This window comes from Pseudomonas sp. Pseusp18, from assembly GCF_059506005.1.
In genome coordinates this window covers 3810156-3828953 of sequence record NZ_CP169240.1, presented here as the reverse complement: position 1 = coordinate 3828953, position 18798 = coordinate 3810156, and the positions used below count along the sequence as shown (strand labels likewise).

Genomic DNA, 18798 nt, shown 5'->3' with positions numbered 1-18798 from the left:
ATTCGACGCTACCTGCATCGATTTCTTTTCCGTAACACGCTCACTACTGTAGGAGCTGGCGAAGGCTGCGATCTTTTGATCTTTCAGCGCTTTAAAGGGCGCCAAAAGATCGCAGCCTTCGGCAGCTCCTACAGGGATTGCGTGTTGCTTCAGGCCGGTGTGACCTGTTGTTTTTCGGGGGGCACGCTCCTTGTGTTGGGGTTGAGGATCAGCTGCGCCGCTTTCTCGGCGATCATCAATGTCGGCGAGCAGGTGTTGCCCGAGGTGATACGCGGCATGATCGAAGCGTCGGCGATGCGCAGGCCGGGGATGCCATGCACGCGCAGTTCAGCGTCGACTACTGCGTCCGCGTCGTTGCCCATCCGGCAGGTGCCCACCGGGTGGAAAATGGTGGTGCCGATGCGGGCGGCGGCTTCGTGCAGTTGTTCTTCGCTCTGCAAGCTGTCGCCGGGCAGGTATTCCACCGGTTTGAACGCTTGCAGGGCGGGGGCGGAAACGATGCGGCGAGTCAGGCGGATCGCGTCGGCTGCCACACGCAAGTCTTCCGGGTGGCTCAGGTAATTGGGCTGGATCAGTGGCGCTTCCCGCGGGTCGGCGGAGCGAATGTCTATGCGGCCACGGCTTTGCGGGCGCAGATCGCAGACCGACGCGGTGAAGGCGGGGAAGGCGTGCAGCGGTTCGCCAAAGCGCTCCAGCGACAGGGGTTGCACGTGGTATTCGAGGTTCGCCGAGGTCTGCTCGGGTCCCGAACGGGCGAAGGCGCCGAGTTGGCTTGGCGCCATGGACAGCGGACCGCTGCGGTCATACAGATAACGCAGGCCCATGCCCATCTTGCCCCACAGCGTGCCGGCGATCTGGTTCAGGGTGCGGGCGTTTTCCAGTTTGTAGATCAGCCGCAGTTGCAAGTGGTCCTGCAGGTTGCCGCCCACGCCGGGCAGTTCATGGGCAACACCGATGCCGAGTTTTTGCAGCAACGGACGAGGGCCGATGCCTGAACGCTGCAGGATGCCCGGTGAACCGACGGAGCCGGCACACAGAATGATTTCCTTGCGTGCCTTGAAGGTTTTCGCCTTATCTTGCCAACGGGCGCTGACCGCCGAGGCACGGCCGTTTTCCAGCAGCACGCGGTCGACTTCAACGTCGGTCAGCACCGTGAGATTGGCGCGGTGGCGGACCGGTTTGAGAAACGCCTTGGCCGCGTTCCAGCGCACCCCGGCTTTCTGGTTGACCTGGAAATAGCCGCAGCCTTCGTTGTCGCCCTGGTTGAAGTCATCGATGCTGGCAATGCCGCTTTGTTCGGCAGCAGTGCGGAAGGCATCGAGAATCGGCCACGACAGACGTTGCCGCTCGATCCGCCATTCGCCAGCGGCGCCGTGAAACTCCGAATCGCCGGCAAAATGGTTTTCGCTCTGTTTGAACAGCGGCAGCACGTCTTGCCAGCCCCACCCAGGATTACCCTCGGCCGCCCAGCCATCGTAGTCGCCAGCCTGGCCGCGCATGTAGATCATGCCGTTGATCGAGGAACAGCCGCCGAGTACCTTGCCGCGCGGGTAGCTCAGGGCGCGGCCTTGCAGGCCCGGTTGCGACTCGGTCTTGAAACACCAGTCGGTGCGCGGGTTGCCGATGCAGAACAGGTAACCCACGGGGATGTGAATCCACGGATAGTTGTCGCGGCCGCCGGCTTCGAGCAGCAACACGCGGTGTTGCGGGTTGGCTGACAGTCGATTGGCCAGCAAACACCCGGCCGGCCCGGCGCCGACCACGATGTAGTCGTATTCATCAAGGGAAGTCTGCATCCCTGACCTCGTATTGTTGTTCTTGTTGTCGGTCATCCTAGTTGTTAGCTTTCGTTAAAAGAATGTTAGTTTTTGCGCAGCTGCTGTGCGTTTTTAAACAGCGTTATTAACGGCATAACGTCAAGGATGGTTCATGTTCGACTGGAATGACCTGCGGTTTTTTCTCGAATTGCAGCGCAGCGGCCGTTTGCTGACCGCCGCCCGCCGCTTGAACACCACCCACGCCACCGTGGCCCGGCACATCGAGGCCATCGAAAAAAGCCTCGGCACCGCACTGTTCGTCCAGCATGCCCAGGGCTACGAATTGACCCCGGCCGGCGAAGCGCTGCTCAAGCACGCCGAGGCCATGGAAAACGTCGCGTTGCTGGCTCAGGAAGAAATCACCCAATCCACCGCGCCGCTGGGCAAGATCCGCGTCGGGGTGACGGAGGGGCTGGGCATCATGTTCCTCGCCAGCCGCATGAACGGCTTGTTCGAACGCTATCCTGGGCTGGAAGTGGAACTGGTGGCGGTGCCGCGCTTCGTCAGCATCCTCAACCGTGAAGCGGAGATCAGCATTCACCTCGAACGCCCGGCCGCCGACATGCTGGTCACCCGCAAACTCACCGACTATCGACTGGCGCTCTACGCCAGCCAGGCCTATCTGGACCGCTCGCCACCACTGCGCAGCCGCGAAGACCTCGGCCGCCATGCGTGGATCGGTTACGTCGACGACTTGCTGTTCAGCCAGGAACTGATGTTCCTCAACAGCTTCTGCCGCAACCCCCAGGTGGTGTTTCACAGCACCAGCGTCATCGCCCAGCAACAGGCCGCGCGCTCGGGCCTCGGCATCGCGGTGCTGCCGTGCTACATGGCCAGCGCCGATCCTGAACTGGTGCCGTTGCTGCCGGACGAAAGCATCCAGCGCAGTTATTGGATCAGCACCCGGCGCGAGCTGCACAAGTCGGTGCGGCTGCGGGTGTTGTGGGATTACGTGGTGGAGTTGTGTGAGCGTGAGCAGGCTCTGCTGCGAGGCTCCATTCCCTTGTAGGAGCTGCCGAAGGCTGCGATCTTTTGATCTAGGAAGAGTGACAGATTCACTTTTCCATATGTTCACTCACGCCTCAGAACGTGCCGACACTTGTTGTTTTGAAACTCACCTTCACTATGTTGTTGGGATTGCTCTGCCACTTCCGCACGTCGGTCGGTATGGTCTCGTTGCGCACGACACACTTCCACTCCACATCTTTGCCATCGTCCGTGCCTGGGAAAAGTACCTTGCCGGTCCATGTTGGGTAGGCAGTAGGGGCGAGTTTTACGGCGTTGGTCGGATCCCAACTCCCTAACTCTGGACGGTTGCCGACAACATAAACACTGTAGCCCAGCGTCGTGACGCCGTTGTCGCATTGGAAGTTCACTTCGGATTGTAAGGGCGTCCACTGGCCGCCTTGGACATCGCGGAACACCGGCAGCGTCGCCAACAAGAGAACGCCCAGCGGCAACAGGTAACGATTGCGAGACATGATGAACACCTCAACTCATTCCAGTGGACGCAGCTTAGCCCCGGCCAAACTGAAAGTGACCTGTTAGAACTGACAGTTCATTAGATCTCTTCGCAATAGTTCTAATCGTTGCTTGTTAACGGCGAGCTTTCTTGCGCTTAAACAAGAACAATCGCGATCGTTTAAATGAAGCTTGCCGTTACCATCCAAAGGCTACAACGCCTTGCGCCACCCCCTACACGTAAGACAGAATCCGCCGGCTTGTCCGCCTTGGGCCCGCTCGGTAACTTGATTCCCGTCACTGCCCATCAGTGATCGGGTTTAGTCGCTCGGGGTTATAAGCAAGGTGTACAAGCTCTTGTCAGTCAGGCATTCCCATGCCTGCACTTGATGGTGGTTGTGCGCAGGGCGCCTTCGGGCGCGCCGGCTTTGCTAGCTTCCCCGGTCGACTAACCTGCGTACAGCTGCCTCCCTCTCGTTTAGTCGCAGGAGGGTGGCACCCAATCAGAGAAGCCAGCTTATGTTGAAGGTTACGCCCAATCCGCCGGACGCCGATCCGGTCTCCCCGTACGAACCCGATTCAAAGAAGCTCAACGAGGCCGCCGAGCGGGCTCTGAACTTCCACTTTCCGTCGAATGCCGACATCAAAGCCACCGCGCGTAAACCCAGCAGGCTGTTTGCTGTGGCCCCAGAGGCCACGACCGAAACCCTGGCGATTTTTTTGGTCGAGACACTGGCCTCGGTCGATGTGATGGTCCATCAGTTGGTGGATCATCTGGAGGGTGAGTCGCGCTACGCCCTGCTGGGTATTTCAAACAGCATCATGGTGGCGGAGATCACCGCGAACCGGGTGCTGGATAAAATTGATCTGCCCAAGTAGGTGCGCTCTGCTGTGGTGAGTGGGTAGCTGACGTTGATCTGCTGCAAGACGCCGCTCCCCCGTAGGAGCTGCCGCAGGCTGCGATCTTTTGATCTTGATGTTCAGCGGTCTTGCAGCCGCCAAAAGATCGCAGGCTGCGCCAGCTCCTACGGGACCGTATTTCACGTCACGCGAGAATTTCGAATGCGGTGCTGGCCAGCCGTTCGCCGTTGACCAGAATGTGCACGGCGTGCAGGCCAAGGTAATGCTTTCGGGTGGTGAGTTCTTTGATGTGCTGACTGCGCGCAATGGACTCGGTAGCCTCGCCGGGAAGCGTCAGGGCCTTGAGTTTGAACACCTTCGCCGAGGTGCTGCCGTTGGCTTTGACGTAATCGATGGCGTAGTCGATCACCAATCGCTGACTGTCCTGGACCGTGGATTTCACTGCGAAGGACAAAGTGATTTTTTCACCCAGGCGAATGACCGCTGGCTCGACCTTCACCTTGATGATTTCAACCTCAGGCTTGCCGCCCGCGCCGATGATCGCCAGCGCCCGTGGGTTGCCCTGTTTGATCAAGCTACGCAGGGCGTGCCTGGCGATCCACGTCGTGTGTTTGTTGTCCAGCGACCAGCCTTCGATCAGGTCCAGCACCCACTCGGGATGATCCTTGGTGATGTCGTTGAGGTGGTTGGCCACGGATTTGCGCACGTACAGGCTGTCGTCGGCCTTGAGGTTGTCGAGGATCGCGGCCGCCAGTGTCGGGTCGGCCTGGACCGGCTCCAGGCGAAACGACCATGGCAGGCGCGGTCGGCTGCCTTCGCTGGCCAGGCGCCGGACGTGTTCGTTGTCGTCCAGCGACCAGTCGTGCATCAGCGCCAACGAGCGCTCGAAATCACGGCGCAGAAAGTGCCGGATGGCGAATTCCGATGAGCCGAAGGTCGTGAAGTATTTGAGCGCATCCATCGACAGATCGAACGCGTGAGCGCCGTAGGTCGCGACATAGTGCGGCAAAAACATGCTGACGAAGGCACTGTTCAGGCGCGGGGCGAGGGCGCGCAATACGTCGAGGGAGTCTTCATAACCGAGCGGCAACACCGCGTGCAGGCATTCACTGACGCGGGCCATGCGTTGCATGACAGAGAGGTCCGCCAGACCGGTTTTGGCCAGCTTCAGGAAGGCCTTGGCATCGAACCCGGGATAGACCGCCGTCATCTCGGTGGCGATGTGCGCGAGGCGTTCGGCGTTGAAGATTTCCTTCAGGGCGGGGGCGGGTTGCTCAGACATTGTGGATTCCTTGGTTGTTGTTATTTATCCAATGCACCGCGTTATCGTTCTTCGCGGGCAAGCCTCGCTCCTATGGGGGAGTGTGTTTGCCGCAACAAACTCCGTAGGAGCGAGGCTTGCCCGCGAAGAGGCCCTCACAATCAACTCAAACCTTGCCCGCTTGCTCTTCCAGCTGATCCGACTCAAACAACTTCGCCAGTTCCGCCCGCGCTTCCTGCGCCGTTTGCATCACCTTGGCCGCATCGTCATACACCGCGTGCTGAGCCTCCAGCACCTGTTCGTCGTGATGAGTAAAGCGTTTGATCCGTGCATCCGCCTGGGCTTGGGTCAGCCCCAGTCCTACCAAGGTGCGCCGGGTCATTTCCAGGCTGGAGTAATAGGTTTCCCGCACTGCCTGCGCCCCGACATCCACCAAGCGGTGCACATGCTGACGGTTACGGGCGCGGGCGATGATCTTGATGTGCGGATAAAGCTTGTGCACCACCTCGGCCGTCTTGATGTTGGTGTCCGGATCATCGGTGGCGATCACAAAGAACTCCGCTTGCTCGACCTTGGCCGCGCTGAGGATTTCCGGGCGCATCGGGTCGCCGTAGAACACTGGCACACCGCCGAAGCTGCGGGACAGTTCGATGGTTTCCACCGAGGTGTCGAGGGCGATGAACTTGATGTTCTGCGCCCGCAGAATCCGCGCCACGATCTGACCCATGCGGCCCATGCCCGCGATGACCACGCGGGGCGTGTCGGCGTCGATTTCGCGGAACTTCTGCGGCACCTCCACCGGTTGCACCTTGGGTTTGACCAGTCTTGCGCAGGCCAGCAGCAACAGCGGCGTCAGCGCCATCGACAGGGTGATGGTCAGCACCAGCAAGTCGTACAGGCGCGGTTCGAACAAGCCCTGGTCCCGACCGATCTTGAACACCACAAAGGCAAACTCACCACCGGCCGCCAGCACGATCCCCAAACGAATCGCATTAACCTTGCCCAACCCCCCGGCCAGTCGACCGACCACAAACAGCAGCGGCAGCTTGATGGCGATCAGCAGCACGGTCAGCCCCAGCACCACGACCGGCGCACTGAGCAGCAGACTCAAATTGGCGCCCATGCCGACGCTGATGAAAAACAGCCCCAGCAGCAGACCCTTGAACGGTTCGATCTGCGCTTCCAGTTCGTGACGGTATTCGGAATCCGCCAGCAGCAAACCGGCGAGGAACGCGCCGAGTGCCATGGACACGCCGACCAGGTCCATCAGCCACGCCGTGCCGATCACCACCAGCAACGCGGTGGCAGTGGACACCTCCGGCAGACCGGTCTTGGCCACTACGCGAAACACCGGGCGCAACAGATAACGCCCGCCGATCACCACCACCGCGATGCTGCCCAGCACCCGCAAGCCATGGTTCAAATCTTCGGCCGCGCTGCTGGTGTGATCACCGCCGGCCAACAACGGCACCATCGCGATCAAAGGGATCGCGGCGATGTCCTGGAACAGCAAAATCGCGAACGCCAACCGCCCATGGGGGCTGGTCAGCTCCTTGCGCTCGGCCAGGCTTTGCAAGCCAAACGCGGTGGACGACAACGCCAGGCCCAAGCCCAACACGATGGCACTGTTCAGGGACTGGCCGAACACGAACAACGCCAGCACGCCAATCACCGAACCGGTCAACAGCACCTGCGCCAGGCCCACGCCGAACACCGATTTGCGCATCACCCACAAACGACGCGGCGACAGCTCGAGGCCAATGATGAACAGCAGCAACACCACTCCGAGTTCGGAGATGTGGCTGACGCTTTGCGGGTTGCCGATCAAGCCCAAAACCGACGGACCGATGATCACCCCGGCAAACAGATAGCCGAGCACCGCCCCCAGTTGCAGGCGCTTGGCCAAGGGAACGGTGAGCACCGCCGCGAATAAAAAAACGACAGCGGCTTGTAACAGGTTGCCTTCGTGGGGCATGGGAAACTCCAAAAACTCGATACGGCGGGGGCGCACAGGATAAAGGCTGGAGCCGGATGCGTCAGCCATGAACGAAAATGTTTGGGCCTTGCGATGGCAGTTTTGCAGGCACCCAAGATGTCGTTACATTTAGCATCAATTAGTGACATTCATAGGATAAGCTGATCAAACTGTTCGTTCCCGAGTGCGTACCATGGCCATCAATTTCGACCTTAACGATCTGCAAGCCTTTCGCGCCGTGGTGGAGCAGGGCAGCTTTCGCAAGGCTGCGGACACCGTACGCATCTCCCAACCAGCCCTCAGCCGGCGGATCGAAAAGCTCGAAGACGCTCTGGGCGTCAAATTGTTCGAGCGCACGACTCGCCGGGTCAGCCTGACTCAGGCCGGGCGTGGTTTCATGCCCAGCGTCGAGCGCCTGCTGGATGACCTGGACGTGGCGCTACTGGGCATCAGCGAAGTCGCCTCGACCCGGCTCGGGCATGTCACCGTCGCCTGTGTGCCGTCGGCGGCCTACTACTTCATGCCGCGCGTGATCGCCCACTACCATCGGCAATTTCCGCGGATCAAGGTCAAGGTGCTCGACTCCAGTGCTCACGAGGTATTGAGTGCCGTGGTCAACGGTGAAGCGGACTTTGGCCTGAGCTTCATGGGCACCCTGGAGGCCGAAGTCGATTTCGAGCCGCTGGTGCAGGAAGGTTATGTGGTGGCGTGCAGACGAGATCACCCCCTTGCGGGACGCAGCAGCGTGACATGGGATGAGTTTTATCAGCAGGATTACATCTCGCTGGACAAGACTTCGGGCAATCGCTTTTTGCTGGATCAAGCGCTGGCTGGCGTGGTGCCGCAGCGGCCGAGCATTTGCGAAACCCGTCATGTGACGACCATGATCGGTCTGGTGGAGGCCGGGTTGGGCGTGGCGGCCGTGCCGTTGATGGCGATGCCGGCGGCGGACCACCCGATTCTGACGCGGGTACCGTTGACCGATCCGCAGGTGATGCGCAATGTTGGTTTGATCAAGCGCCGGGGTCGTACGTTAACCCCGGCGGCATTGGCGTTAGAGCGCCTGGTGGTGGAAATGAAAGTCCAGCAACCTTCGGTCAGTGGCTGACTGAGTCCAGCCCCGTCGCTTTTACGTCCGGCTGGGCTGCGCTGGAGGCCAGGTACTCAAGCAGCGCCTTGGCCTCGGCCGGGTGTTGCGCATTGACCGGAATACCGGCGGCGAAACGGGTGACCGATTGCACCGATTCCGGAATTTTCGCCACAAAACTCACCCCAGGCACCGGTAGCAATTCGCTGACCTGCTGGAAGCCCAGTTGATAATCGCCGGTGGCAACCACCGAGCCCACCGGGATTTTCGGGATCATCTTCGATTTGGGTTTGAGCTGGTTTTCGATGCCCAGACGCTTGAACAGTTGATCCTCGATATACACGCCGCTGGCACTGTCGGAGTAGGCGACTGACTTGGCGTCGAGCAGGGTTTTTTTCAGGCCTTCCACCGAGCTGATGTCCGGCTTCGGCGCACCTTCACGCACCACCATGCCGATCCGCGAATCCGCCAGTTCGACCCGTGAAGCGGGATCGACTTTGCCTTGCTTGATCAGGTCGTCGAGGGCATAGCCGACCATGATGACCACGTCGGCTTTCTCACCGCGGGCCAGACGATTGGGAATCGCTTCCGGGGCTTTTCCCATGGATGGACCGAGGGCGGTGTCCAAGGTGTTGCCGCTAGACTCGGCGAATTTCGGACCGAGGATTTTGTAGGCCGCCGTGAAACCACCGGAGGTCATTACACGGATTTCTTCAGCCTGGGCGATCGAACTCAGACCGAGACTGGCCACCAGGGCCAGGGCGGTGAAGTTGAAAAACCTTTTCATCAAATAGCTCTCGCAGTTAGAGGTTGGGTGGTTCACGACACGGCCGGTTGCAGGCGGCCAGAGGCACGGCGATAGAGAAACAGCGTCGCGCACAGGGCACAGAGCGCGGCGAAACTCATCCAGTAACCGGGTGCGGCCTTATCGCCGGTGTACTGGATCAGGAAGGTCGATATGGCCGGTGTGAAACCGCCGAACACCGCCGTCGCCAAGCTATAAGCCAAAGAGAAACCTGCGACCCGAACCTCGACCGGCATGATTTCCGTCAGCGCGGCGATCATCGCGCCGTTGTACAAGCCATAAATGAACGACAGCCACAGCAGCACCAACAGCATGTTGATGAAGCTCGGTGCTTGCACCAGATAAGTCAGCGCTGGGTAGGCCGTGGCCAACGTCAGCAACGCCATGGTGATCAGTACTGGGCGACGACCGATGCGATCCGAAAGCGCACCGCCAATCGGCAACCAGAAAAAATTCGAAACGCCCACCAGCAAGGTCACCAACAGCGCATCGGAGGTATTCAGGTGCAGCACGGTTTTGCCGAAGGTCGGCGCGTACACGGTGATCAGATAGAACGCGGTAGTGGTCAGGGCGACCATCATCATCCCGGCGAACACGATGACCCAGTTCTGTCCCAGGGTGCGGAACACGTCGCCCATGCTTGGCCGATGTTTGCGGGCGGCGAACTCTTCGGTTTCTTCCAGGTTACGGCGCAGGAAGAAGATGAAAGGCACGATCATGCAGCCGACGAAAAACGGAATCCGCCATCCCCAATCGGCAATCATCGTCGGCGCCATCCATTGGTTCAGACCATAGCCCAAAGCCGCCGCGACGATGATCGCCACTTGCTGGCTCGCTGATTGCCAACTGGTGAAGAAACCTTTGTTGCCGGGAGTGGCGATCTCCGCGAGGTACACCGATACACCGCCCAGTTCCGCACCGGCCGAGAAGCCTTGCAACAATCGGCCGATCAGCACGATGGCCGGGGCGAACAGCCCGATGGTTTCGTATCCGGGCACCAGCACAATCAGAATCGTACCGCTGGCCATGATCGACAGGGTGACGATCAGCCCTTTGCGGCGCCCCACATCATCGATGTAAGCGCCCAGTATCACGGCGCCCAACGGACGCATCAGGAAGCCGGCGCCGAACACCGCGAACGTCATCATCAGGGACGCAAACTCGCTGCTGGCAGGGAAAAATACGGCAGCGATCTGTGTGGCATAGAAGCCGAAAAGGAAGAAATCGAATTGCTCGAGGAAGTTGCCCGAGGTCACTCGGAAAATCGCACTGGTCCGGGAGCGACCGGAATGGATTGATGCTGTCATTGACGTGTACTCCACCGCTTTTATGACGTGCACTGCCTGGACGCGGTGCACGGTTCTTATTGGGGTGGATAGTGGAGCAGGGACATCGATATGTTAATTGCATAGTTGGTATGTATTGATGCATGAAGCGGATCAATTCTGCCGACCCAGAGACGCGGCGTTTACCCAAGGCTATTCGCTGTGAACGCGTATCGGGCTGATGTTCCCCAACCGATACTGATTATTCCCACTGCGCTTGGCCTCATACATCGCCAGGTCGGCAATGTGAATCAACCGGTCCATGCTCGGCGCATGGTCCGGGAACACCGCAACCCCAAGGCTGCTGCCGATGTGGCGCTGGTCGTTGCCGATGGTCACCGGCGGTGCGAGTTCGATGAAGATTTTCTGGCAGATGCTGCGAGCTTCGTCTTGCAGGCTGTTGCCTTGGGGAAGGCCCTGGAGGATGACCACGAATTCGTCGCCGCCGATTCGGGCGACGGTGTCGGTTGAGCGCAGGATTCTCTTCAGGCGTGTCGCGGTGGTGATCAGCACGCGGTCGCCGGCCGCATGGCCATAGTGGTCGTTGATCGCCTTGAACCCATTGAGGTCGACAAACACCAGTGCCACCCGCGTGGTGCTGAGGCGGGCCTGTTCCAGGGCATTGGACAGGCGTTCTTCGAGCACCAGGCGATTGGGCAGGCCGGTCAGCGGGTCATAGTGGGCCAGGTGTTGCAGGTAACTGGCGGAGGCTTTTTCTTCGGTGATGTCGCGTACCACGCCCATCATCTTGATCGTTGCGTCATGCTCATTCTTGACCACATTGCCGGTTTCCCGCAGCCAGCGGATGCTGCCATCCGGCCAGACCACGCGGTATTCCTCGTCGTGGTTTTCGCCGGTTTCAAGGCAACGCAGTTCACCGGCGCGGACCTTGACCCGGTCGTCCGGGTGTACGCAGGAACAGAACAGGGCGTAGGAGGGCGTCACCTCGCCGATCTTGAACCCGAACATCCCGTAGATTGCATCCGACCAATAGAGCTTGTCGGTATCGACCTCCCAGTCCCAGGTGCCGATGCGGGCGAAGTATTGGCTGCGTTTGAAGCGCTCGGCGTCTCCTTCCTGGTGGATGCTTTGTCCCTCGGTGAGGCTGTCGATCAGCGCACGACACTCCGCCAACTGCTTTTGCAACGAACGATCGCGCCAGATCAGCGCGATGATCAGGGCAAGGGTAAGTGAGCCGATGGTGACGTCGGTCCAGAGCTGACTCATTGAGGAATTGCGCTCATGGCGTATCGAACCGTGGGGGAGGTGGCGGGTATATTAAGGCTCTGTACGAAAAACTGCCTGCGTGTCGATCATGCTGCGTTAAAAACAGGCTCGGAATGCTCATTTACAACCCGTAAACTCCGCTTCTTCGCCTGTTTTTGCCTGATCGACACTCGGCGACTTTTCGTACAGACCCTGGCAAGCAGGAGGTGGGTCAGCGCGCCACTGACGGTTGGGTCGCGACCGAGACGGTGAAGGTCACGACAAACAGCACGACGAGTACCCAGAACATCACCATGACTGTCAGCATGACGACCTTCAGGCTTTGATAAAGCCTACGCAACCAATGGCCTTCGGGTTTTGCTTCTGAGCGGGTTTTGAGTACGCCTTTCAGATAGAAGCCGAGGAGGGCCAGCAGTGCGCCATCAATCAACAGCGCAGGCAGGCCGGCTTCGGGGAAAATGCTTCCCCACCGATAGAATGACGACCGGCTCAGGAACACCACATAACAAATGAGGCTGCCGTAGGGGATGGCTCTCCACCATTTACCGGCCAGCGCTCCGACCATCAGGCACATAATCACCATGAACGGGTTGAGGAGAATATTGATCATCCACTCCAGTACGTTGGGGAAGTAGCCCGGGGAATGGATGCTGCGCCAGATGTGTTCAAACATTGTTCAGGCTCCTGCCTTCTATGGAGTAAGTGCTGCTTCGGTGCTTCCGTGCCGCTGCACGGTATCGGCGTATTGTCGGGTTACATAAGTCCTGTTGTGTAAATTTGGGTCTGTACGAAAAGTCGCCGAGTGGCGATCAGGCAGTTTTCGTATAGTGCCCAGTTCACGACCACTGCCGGATGCAGAGCGAAATGGTTGCCAATGGCCTGCATTTCTGGGAAAACGGCGCCCATCAAGCCCGCTCGGGCAGGCGCACAGATAGAGTGAAATGTCATGAATGATGAGTTGCAGGTAATCGACCTTGAAGTGGGCGACGGCAAAGCCGCCGTCAAAGGAGCGCTGATCACCACCCAATATCGCGGGTGGCTGGAAGACGGCACTGAGTTCGACTCCTCCTACAGCCGGGGCAAGCCTTTTCAGTGCGTGATTGGTACCGGGCGGGTGATCAAGGGCTGGGACCAGGGAATCATGGGCATGCAGGTCGGCGGTAAGCGCAAGTTGCTGGTGCCGGCGCACCTGGCCTACGGCGAGCGCTCGATGGGGGCGATTACGCCGAATTCGAATCTGATTTTCGAGATTGAATTGCTGGAAGTGCTGACGCGGGATGATTGATGGGCGAGTGAATTGAAATGATTAACCCCGCTGTTTCTGAGAGGAGAGAGCGGGGTTTTTGCTATCTGTGGCGAGGGGGCTTGCCCCCGTTGGGTTGCGCAGCGACCCTGAAACCTGTGCATGCGGCGTTTCAGGGAATCTCCACTCGCCAGTTTTGCGGCTGCTGCGCACCCGAGCGGGAGCAAGCTCCCTCGCCACAATTCAGTGTTCGGTTCGCGGAAAAAATGTTCTTTTGCCTAAACGGCGAATCAGGGAATGCCTCAATATCATCAAGGGTGTCCGCCACAATCCCTTCCAGGGAGGGAAATTTCTCCTTCACCTTCTCAAGGGCCGGGATGACAGCACCCACGTCCAGATCAACATGTCTGCGGGCTATGTGGCCTAGCGCGGTGATGGCAGATGCTGCAACTGATTCGGACTCACTCTCAAGGTACTTCAGACAGGTGTTCTGAGCCCTGGACTTGTCTTGTTCATTCAGGCCAATAGAAATCAATGCGGCGACAACGCTGGTTTCTACGCCGCTAGCTAGAAGTCTCGTCGCTTCCTCGTGGCTCATTGTTGGATCTTGGTAGAGAAGGCTCACTTTTTAACTCCCATCTCAGTTGTACCTACTCTCGCACCCCTATGAAGAGATCCAGTTCGGTCGGTAATTGCTCATTGAGAGCTATTGCGATTTGTTGGATTTGCTCGCCGGTTAGTAACCATTCTCCATCCGCGCTTTCTTCAAGACTTTTCCAGCCAAGAACACCCATTACCGCGACTTCAATCTCAGGTCGAACTGTAAAGTCGTACTTTAGGGAATCATCTTCGTCATCACCTTTTAAAAAACCACTGATCCATAAAAACATAAATAACCTCCTAATTTATTTCGTGGTGGTTCTGCCGGGTTTCGCGGGGTCTATCTGTTCACCTGTTTCGTGGTTGCTGTCGCCCAAACTCGACGGCCACAGCAATGCAACCATTCCGGCCAAGGCTCCAGCTGCAACACCAGCGGGCACTACGCCTGCGCCAGCAGCACCCATCCCGGTGCCAGCAGTGCCAACTCCGCCTGCTGTCGGGCCAACATGTCATCATAGGATTTTTGCCTGGCGTCGCGCTCTGCCAGTTCAGTGGCGGTCATGTAGCGGCTGGTGATGTGGTGCCCGTCGCCTGACGGTGGGTTTTGAACCCGAGGTATGTCTGTTTTTCGAGCCATGAGCGTCCTGGTTTCATCTTTTGAAAGCGATGCGGACGCTATATCAAAGGGCATTTGATAGATGTAGGACGGGTCTGAAACTCTGGCCGCAGTTACAAATGGCGCTTGTCGCTATGCGCTGAGCTCGATTTTACGGGTGTGCCCGGTCGGCGTAGGAGCTGCCGAAGGCTGCGATCTTTTGATCTTTGGCGGCAGTTGAATCATTTAAGATCAAAAGATCGCAGCCTTCGGCAGCTCCTACATTGGGATCGGCGCAGTTTTATGATCGTTCCCACATAGAAGTTGGAACGATCAGCACGTTAAGCCTCCTGCGGATCGATCTTGTCCAGCGCCCGACTCACCGCCAGCTTGCCCAATATGATGACTGCTGAACCCCAGGTACTGTGTTGCGATGCGTACCCAAGCGGGCCTGCTCGCGATGAACGATGACACGCTCTGTCAGGCGTTCGGCAGATCAGTAAACAAAGGAATGCGCCCGTTAAGGGAAGGGCGGTAGTGCCAGGTCAACCGACCCAAAGCAGGTTTCATCGCCAGGATCTCAACCAGCGTCGCGCGGGCGATACTCAAGGCCAGCGCCTGCCCTGGGCATTGATGACGGCCGGCGCCGAAGGTGAAGCTGCGGCGGTTTGGGCGCTCGAGCAGGAACGTATCGGGATCGTCATTAAGCTGCGGATCACGATTGGCCGAGGCCAGCAGCACCAGAATCACGTCGCCGGGGTTCAGGTTCACGCCGTCGATTTCGCAGGGCGCTGCGACGAAGCGGCGGGTGTTTTGCACTGAAGGATCGAAGCGCTGCACTTCGGCGATCAGCTCGCCAATCTGAGTCAAATCGAGCTGCGGGTTGCGATTCAATGCCAGTAGCGCATTGCCGATCAGCCCGGCGGTGGCTTCACAGGTCTGGGAGAACAGGCCGATCAGGTTGGCGATCAAGGTTTCCGGGTCGGTCGAGGTGGCGAAGCGCTGCCGGATACCGGCGAGCAGGGCGCTTCGATTGTTCGGATCAGCCAGAAGCTCGATGAAATATCCCTTCAGCTGTTCTGCCGCAACATGGGCGGTGTCCAGTTGTGCCTGATTGCTGAGGGGCGACAGGCAGGCGACGAAGTCTGCGGTCAGCTCGCTGATGGCCCGGCCCTGAGCCGGAGAAAAGCCCAGCAACGCTGCCACCACGCAGACCGGCCCGCGAAACATCGCCGTGTACAACCCATCGGCGCCAGGGGTAATCAACCGAGCGGCTACCCGTTCGTTGACCTCGTTCACATCAATCAGCGCCAGCCCTGGCTCAATCGCCGTCCTCGGGCAACGCTGCCGCTCGCCCTCATTCATTCGCATCAACTGACCGAACACTTTACCGGCGATGCCCTGAGCAATTGCCTTGGGCACCGGCTCATGCGCCGGCCGCACATGGCAATCCGGATGCGCCAGCACGGCAGCGACCGCTCGGGCGCTGCTGGCCACCCACAGTTTCAGTCCCTGATGAAAAACCAATCCACCCTCGGCACGCAGTTGCGCGTAATAGGGGTAAGGGTCGGCGTGAGTCGCAGCGATGATCGGGTCCATGGGTCGCAGCCTTATCGATGGTTGAAAAGTGTTGCTACTATCTCTAGTCCGAAAGGGCCTTGATTCGTCCGGGAGCGAAATATGAACGCAGAACAACACGACGTCGGCGTCTCTCAAGTGGCCGCAGCGATTGCAGAGCCTGCGCGGACGAAAATCCTCTGCTCGCTGATGGACGGCCACGCCCGTACCAGCACCGAGCTGGCGGCGGTTGCCGAAGTCAGCGCCTCGACCGCCAGCGCACACCTGGCCAAGCTCAAGGAACTGGCGCTGGTGCGTTTGCACGTTCAGGGCCGCCATCGCTATTACAGCCTCGCGGACAAACGCGTGGCCCAGGCACTCGAAGCACTGATGGTGATCGGCCAGAACGCCGCGCCGACGTTCAACCCGCGCACCCCGGACCGCCTGCAATTCGCCCGCACCTGTTACGACCACATGGCCGGCACGTTGGCGGTGGTGCTACATGACCGGATGATCGACGCGGGGTGGTTGCTGCAAACCGATGAGCAGGCTTATCGATTGAGCGACAGTGGTGAAGCGTTGTTCGAAGGATTGGGCATCGACGTCAAAGACCTCGGCACCTTGCGCCGCCGCTTCGCCTGCCCGTGCCTGGACTGGAGCATGCGCCGGCCGCACCTTGGCGGTGCCTTGGGCGCGGCGTTGTTGCAAACGGCGATCAAACGCCAATGGGTGACGCAGGACCTGGACAGTCGGGCGTTGGCGTTGACAGCGGTGGGGCGCAAGGAACTCAGTCGCCGGTTCGCCGTTGAACTGCCGGTTCAGGGAACGATAGCGCCAGTCACGTCCACCGAGAACAGGCGCCGCGCGATCGCCAGTCCTGCGACTTAGCGACTGGTCGAGGCCATGAGTACTCCAAAGCCGGCGAAGGTCACGCCCGAGACTTTCGCGGCCAGCCAGGAACCCTTCGAGCTCGACAACCAGCCTTTGGCGGCGTTGGCGAGCAAGGCATAGCTGCCATGCACCAGGATCACCAGTACGCCGTAGGAGGCGACCAGCTTGATGAACTGGCTGTAGAAGTGCGCCGAAGTGTCGATGAATTGCGGGAACACTGCCAAAAAGAAAAACACCGCCTTGGGGTTCAGAAGCTGCATCGAAGCCGCTTCAAGGAAGCGATAACCCGGGCTTGAGGGGCGCGTTTCAGGTAGCGTGCTGAAACGATCCGAGCGCCAGCTTTTGTAGCCCAGGTACAACAAATAGGCAGCCCCTGCGTATTTCAACGCGGTAAAGGCATTCGCGGAGGTGCTGAGTATCAGGCCAACACTGGTGGCGCTGATGGCAGCGACGACAAACGCCCCCGACGCGATCCCCAGAATGCCCGGCACGGCGCCCCTCCAACCGTGGCGCACCGCGTTGGACAGGGTCAGGACCACACCAGGCCCCGGGCTCAAAATGGTCAGGGTGGCGAAGAGTACAAAGAGTCCGTAACTGTTCATGGCTTGCTCCGTCAGGTGGCATTGGCTGCGTGCTGGCAGATTGGCGTGGCGAGGAGGGTGTGACAAACGCTTTAATTACGGCGCATAGGTGACTAAATTAGACGCATGATGGATCAACTACCGCCTCTTAATGCTGTTCGCGCCTTCGCCGTTGCTGCTCGTCATCAGAGCTTCAGCCTGGCGGCCGAAGAGCTGCATGTCAGCCACAGTGCCGTCAGCCGGCACATCAAATTGCTCGAGGAGTACCTGGGTGTGCTGCTGTTCGAGCGGCGTATCCGTCAATCGGTGCTCACGCCAGCCGGACAGCGCTTCTATGAGCAGGTCAGCGCCGGGCTGTCGCAGATCGCCAATGCCGCCACTGCGCTCAAGCAGCATGCCTCGCTGCCTACGGTGAAGATCAATGTGCGTCCGTCCTTCGCCATGCTTTGGCTGACGCCCAGGCTGGCGGATTTCGTTGCGCAGCACCCCGGCATCAAGCCGCAGGTGATCACCCAGACCCAGGCACCCGATCAGGCACGCGACGGGTTCGATATCGTCATTCGCCGTGGTCGCGATGATTGGGCACCGGCGATTGAGGCGCGAGCGCTGTTCGAAGACGAACTGTTGCTGGTCGCGGCGCCATCGCTGATCGAGCGCCTGCCACTTGAAGACCTCACGTCCCTGAGTCGGCATACATTGCTGACTGCCAAGGCACGCCGCGAAGACTGGCACAATTGGGCCATGCACTTTGGTCAAGGCCAGTCAGCCACTCAGCTAACCCGGCAGTTCGATCACATGCACCTGGTGCTTGAGGCCGCAGTCGACGGACAGGGCATTGCCCTGTGCCCGACCTCTTTGTTGGGCAGCCATATCTCGAGCGGACGCCTGATCTGCCCGCTGCCCGAGTTGCGCATGCCGTTGCCGCGTTATTACTACGGTGTTGCGCCGGACGTGACGGCGCACACGCGGATCTTTGTGGAGTGGTTGTTCGCCCGAATCGCTCAGGATGAGCTGAGTTGGCAAACACCTCGTGCCGTGACCGCTACGCCCTGAAGTCCCAGACAATCTCCACCACCCGCACCGCCAGCACCAGGTAAACCAGAAACAGAATGATCTGAAACGAGGTGTGATACTGCAACCTGGACAGCCGGCGTATTCCGTCGCTGATATTGAGCAACATCAGCAGCGCTGACGTTGCAATCAACCCCCAACCGGCGAGGCTTGAAGCGAACAATCCCATGAACACGTGATGGCCGCCATGCAACGCGTTGGTGCCCGCCGCGAACAGCAGGGCGCACACCAGTAGGTTCTTGATGTTGTCGAACACTTGCGAGGTGAAGTCGGTGTCCAGCAAGGCCAGATACTTTCGCCAGAATTTACCCATGGTTTTGGTGGCACCTGTTGATGGTGGTTGCACGTGGCAAGTCTAGTGACGTTTTGCGCGAAACGCGGGCGAAAAAAAGCCCGGCCTTCAATGTGATGGCCGGGCTTTTGTGTTCAAACGGACAGTCG

The 18798-nt window shown here is 59.3% G+C and carries 19 protein-coding genes and 1 pseudogene; 6 read left to right on the top strand and 14 right to left on the bottom strand.

The annotated features are described in order from the left end of the window. Positions 1 to 149: 149 nt before the first annotated feature. A complete protein-coding gene (locus ACEN9A_RS17090; protein ID WP_258668789.1) occupies positions 150 to 1796 on the bottom strand; it encodes a GMC family oxidoreductase in 1647 nt (548 codons plus the stop codon). A 133-nt stretch (positions 1797 to 1929) separates the two neighbouring features. Here ACEN9A_RS17090 and ACEN9A_RS17085 point away from each other — a divergent pair, with 133 nt between their 5' ends. Beyond that, a complete protein-coding gene (locus ACEN9A_RS17085; RefSeq protein WP_018929748.1) occupies positions 1930 to 2826 on the top strand; it encodes a LysR family transcriptional regulator in 897 nt (298 codons plus the stop codon). Between the two features lie 73 nt (positions 2827 to 2899). On the opposite strand, the gene ACEN9A_RS17080 is transcribed toward ACEN9A_RS17085, so the two are convergent. Further along, on the bottom strand, positions 2900 to 3298 hold the full coding sequence (locus ACEN9A_RS17080) for a carbohydrate-binding module family 20 domain-containing protein (protein ID WP_258668787.1): 399 nt from the start codon (positions 3296 to 3298) through the stop codon (positions 2900 to 2902). Positions 3299 to 3797: 499 nt separating this feature from the next. Between ACEN9A_RS17080 and ACEN9A_RS17075 the strand changes: the two genes are divergently transcribed. Further along, on the top strand, positions 3798 to 4157 hold the full coding sequence (locus tag ACEN9A_RS17075) for a DUF6124 family protein (protein ID WP_019648864.1): 360 nt from the start codon (positions 3798 to 3800) through the stop codon (positions 4155 to 4157). Between the two features lie 166 nt (positions 4158 to 4323). Here the strand turns inward: ACEN9A_RS17075 and ACEN9A_RS17070 are convergent, their stop codons facing one another. After that, positions 4324 to 5421 carry a DNA alkylation repair protein gene (locus ACEN9A_RS17070; protein WP_019648865.1) on the bottom strand — a complete coding sequence of 366 codons (1098 nt, stop codon included), beginning with the start codon at positions 5419 to 5421 and terminating at the stop codon, positions 4324 to 4326. A 145-nt stretch (positions 5422 to 5566) separates the two neighbouring features. Beyond that, complete coding sequence (locus tag ACEN9A_RS17065; RefSeq protein ID WP_019648866.1) at positions 5567 to 7375, bottom strand: monovalent cation:proton antiporter-2 (CPA2) family protein; 1809 nt, start codon at positions 7373 to 7375, stop codon at positions 5567 to 5569. 193 nt (positions 7376 to 7568) lie between these two features. Between ACEN9A_RS17065 and ACEN9A_RS17060 the strand changes: the two genes are divergently transcribed. Next, positions 7569 to 8483 (top strand): LysR family transcriptional regulator, encoded by a 915-nt coding sequence (locus ACEN9A_RS17060; protein ID WP_019648867.1) that lies wholly within the window; start codon positions 7569 to 7571, stop codon positions 8481 to 8483. Here ACEN9A_RS17060 and ACEN9A_RS17055 read toward each other — a convergent pair. The 4 genes from ACEN9A_RS17055 to ACEN9A_RS17040 form a co-directional block, all read right to left on the bottom strand. Next, positions 8473 to 9249: a substrate-binding domain-containing protein gene (locus ACEN9A_RS17055; RefSeq protein WP_018929737.1), complete on the bottom strand. Its 777-nt coding sequence runs from the start codon at positions 9247 to 9249 to the stop codon at positions 8473 to 8475. The genes ACEN9A_RS17060 and ACEN9A_RS17055 overlap by 11 nt on opposite strands. Positions 9250 to 9281: 32 nt before the next feature. After that, the gene (locus ACEN9A_RS17050) at positions 9282 to 10574 is read right to left on the bottom strand and encodes an MFS transporter (protein ID WP_258668783.1); all 1293 of its coding nucleotides are present in this window, start codon (positions 10572 to 10574) and stop codon (positions 9282 to 9284) included. A 171-nt stretch (positions 10575 to 10745) separates the two neighbouring features. Further along, the gene (locus ACEN9A_RS17045) at positions 10746 to 11819 is read right to left on the bottom strand and encodes a sensor domain-containing diguanylate cyclase (protein ID WP_258668782.1); all 1074 of its coding nucleotides are present in this window, start codon (positions 11817 to 11819) and stop codon (positions 10746 to 10748) included. Between the two features lie 211 nt (positions 11820 to 12030). Continuing rightward, positions 12031 to 12492 carry a hypothetical protein gene (locus ACEN9A_RS17040; RefSeq protein ID WP_258668779.1) on the bottom strand — a complete coding sequence of 154 codons (462 nt, stop codon included), beginning with the start codon at positions 12490 to 12492 and terminating at the stop codon, positions 12031 to 12033. A gap of 273 nt (positions 12493 to 12765) precedes the next feature. Between ACEN9A_RS17040 and ACEN9A_RS17035 the strand changes: the two genes are divergently transcribed. Next, positions 12766 to 13104 (top strand): FKBP-type peptidyl-prolyl cis-trans isomerase, encoded by a 339-nt coding sequence (locus ACEN9A_RS17035; protein WP_018929733.1) that lies wholly within the window; start codon positions 12766 to 12768, stop codon positions 13102 to 13104. A gap of 130 nt (positions 13105 to 13234) precedes the next feature. On the opposite strand, the gene ACEN9A_RS17030 is transcribed toward ACEN9A_RS17035, so the two are convergent. The 4 genes and pseudogenes from ACEN9A_RS17030 to ACEN9A_RS17015 all read right to left on the bottom strand — a co-directional run bounded on the left by ACEN9A_RS17030 (position 13235) and on the right by ACEN9A_RS17015 (position 15856). After that, positions 13235 to 13687: a hypothetical protein gene (locus ACEN9A_RS17030; RefSeq protein ID WP_309475214.1), complete on the bottom strand. Its 453-nt coding sequence runs from the start codon at positions 13685 to 13687 to the stop codon at positions 13235 to 13237. A 25-nt stretch (positions 13688 to 13712) separates the two neighbouring features. Next, on the bottom strand, positions 13713 to 13952 hold the full coding sequence (locus tag ACEN9A_RS17025) for a pyocin S6 family toxin immunity protein (protein ID WP_258668776.1): 240 nt from the start codon (positions 13950 to 13952) through the stop codon (positions 13713 to 13715). Positions 13953 to 14149: 197 nt separating this feature from the next. Further along, positions 14150 to 14299, bottom strand: a pseudogene (locus ACEN9A_RS17020) (S-type pyocin domain-containing protein); the annotation flags it as partial. A gap of 438 nt (positions 14300 to 14737) precedes the next feature. Next, positions 14738 to 15856, bottom strand: a complete 1119-nt coding sequence (locus ACEN9A_RS17015; protein WP_258668775.1) for a cytochrome P450 — start codon at positions 15854 to 15856, stop codon at positions 14738 to 14740. Between the two features lie 81 nt (positions 15857 to 15937). Between ACEN9A_RS17015 and ACEN9A_RS17010 the strand changes: the two genes are divergently transcribed. Continuing rightward, positions 15938 to 16702 (top strand): ArsR/SmtB family transcription factor, encoded by a 765-nt coding sequence (locus ACEN9A_RS17010; RefSeq protein ID WP_258668774.1) that lies wholly within the window; start codon positions 15938 to 15940, stop codon positions 16700 to 16702. On the opposite strand, the gene ACEN9A_RS17005 is transcribed toward ACEN9A_RS17010, so the two are convergent. Next, positions 16699 to 17307, bottom strand: a complete 609-nt coding sequence (locus tag ACEN9A_RS17005; protein WP_258668773.1) for a LysE family translocator — start codon at positions 17305 to 17307, stop codon at positions 16699 to 16701. The two genes, ACEN9A_RS17010 and ACEN9A_RS17005, sit on opposite strands and share 4 nt — an antisense overlap. Positions 17308 to 17412: 105 nt before the next feature. Here ACEN9A_RS17005 and ACEN9A_RS17000 point away from each other — a divergent pair, with 105 nt between their 5' ends. Then, positions 17413 to 18339, top strand: a complete 927-nt coding sequence (locus ACEN9A_RS17000; RefSeq protein ID WP_258668772.1) for a LysR substrate-binding domain-containing protein — start codon at positions 17413 to 17415, stop codon at positions 18337 to 18339. On the opposite strand, the gene ACEN9A_RS16995 is transcribed toward ACEN9A_RS17000, so the two are convergent. Further along, on the bottom strand, positions 18329 to 18670 hold the full coding sequence (locus ACEN9A_RS16995) for a hypothetical protein (RefSeq protein ID WP_019648879.1): 342 nt from the start codon (positions 18668 to 18670) through the stop codon (positions 18329 to 18331). The genes ACEN9A_RS17000 and ACEN9A_RS16995 overlap by 11 nt on opposite strands. Positions 18671 to 18798 lie beyond the last annotated feature (128 nt).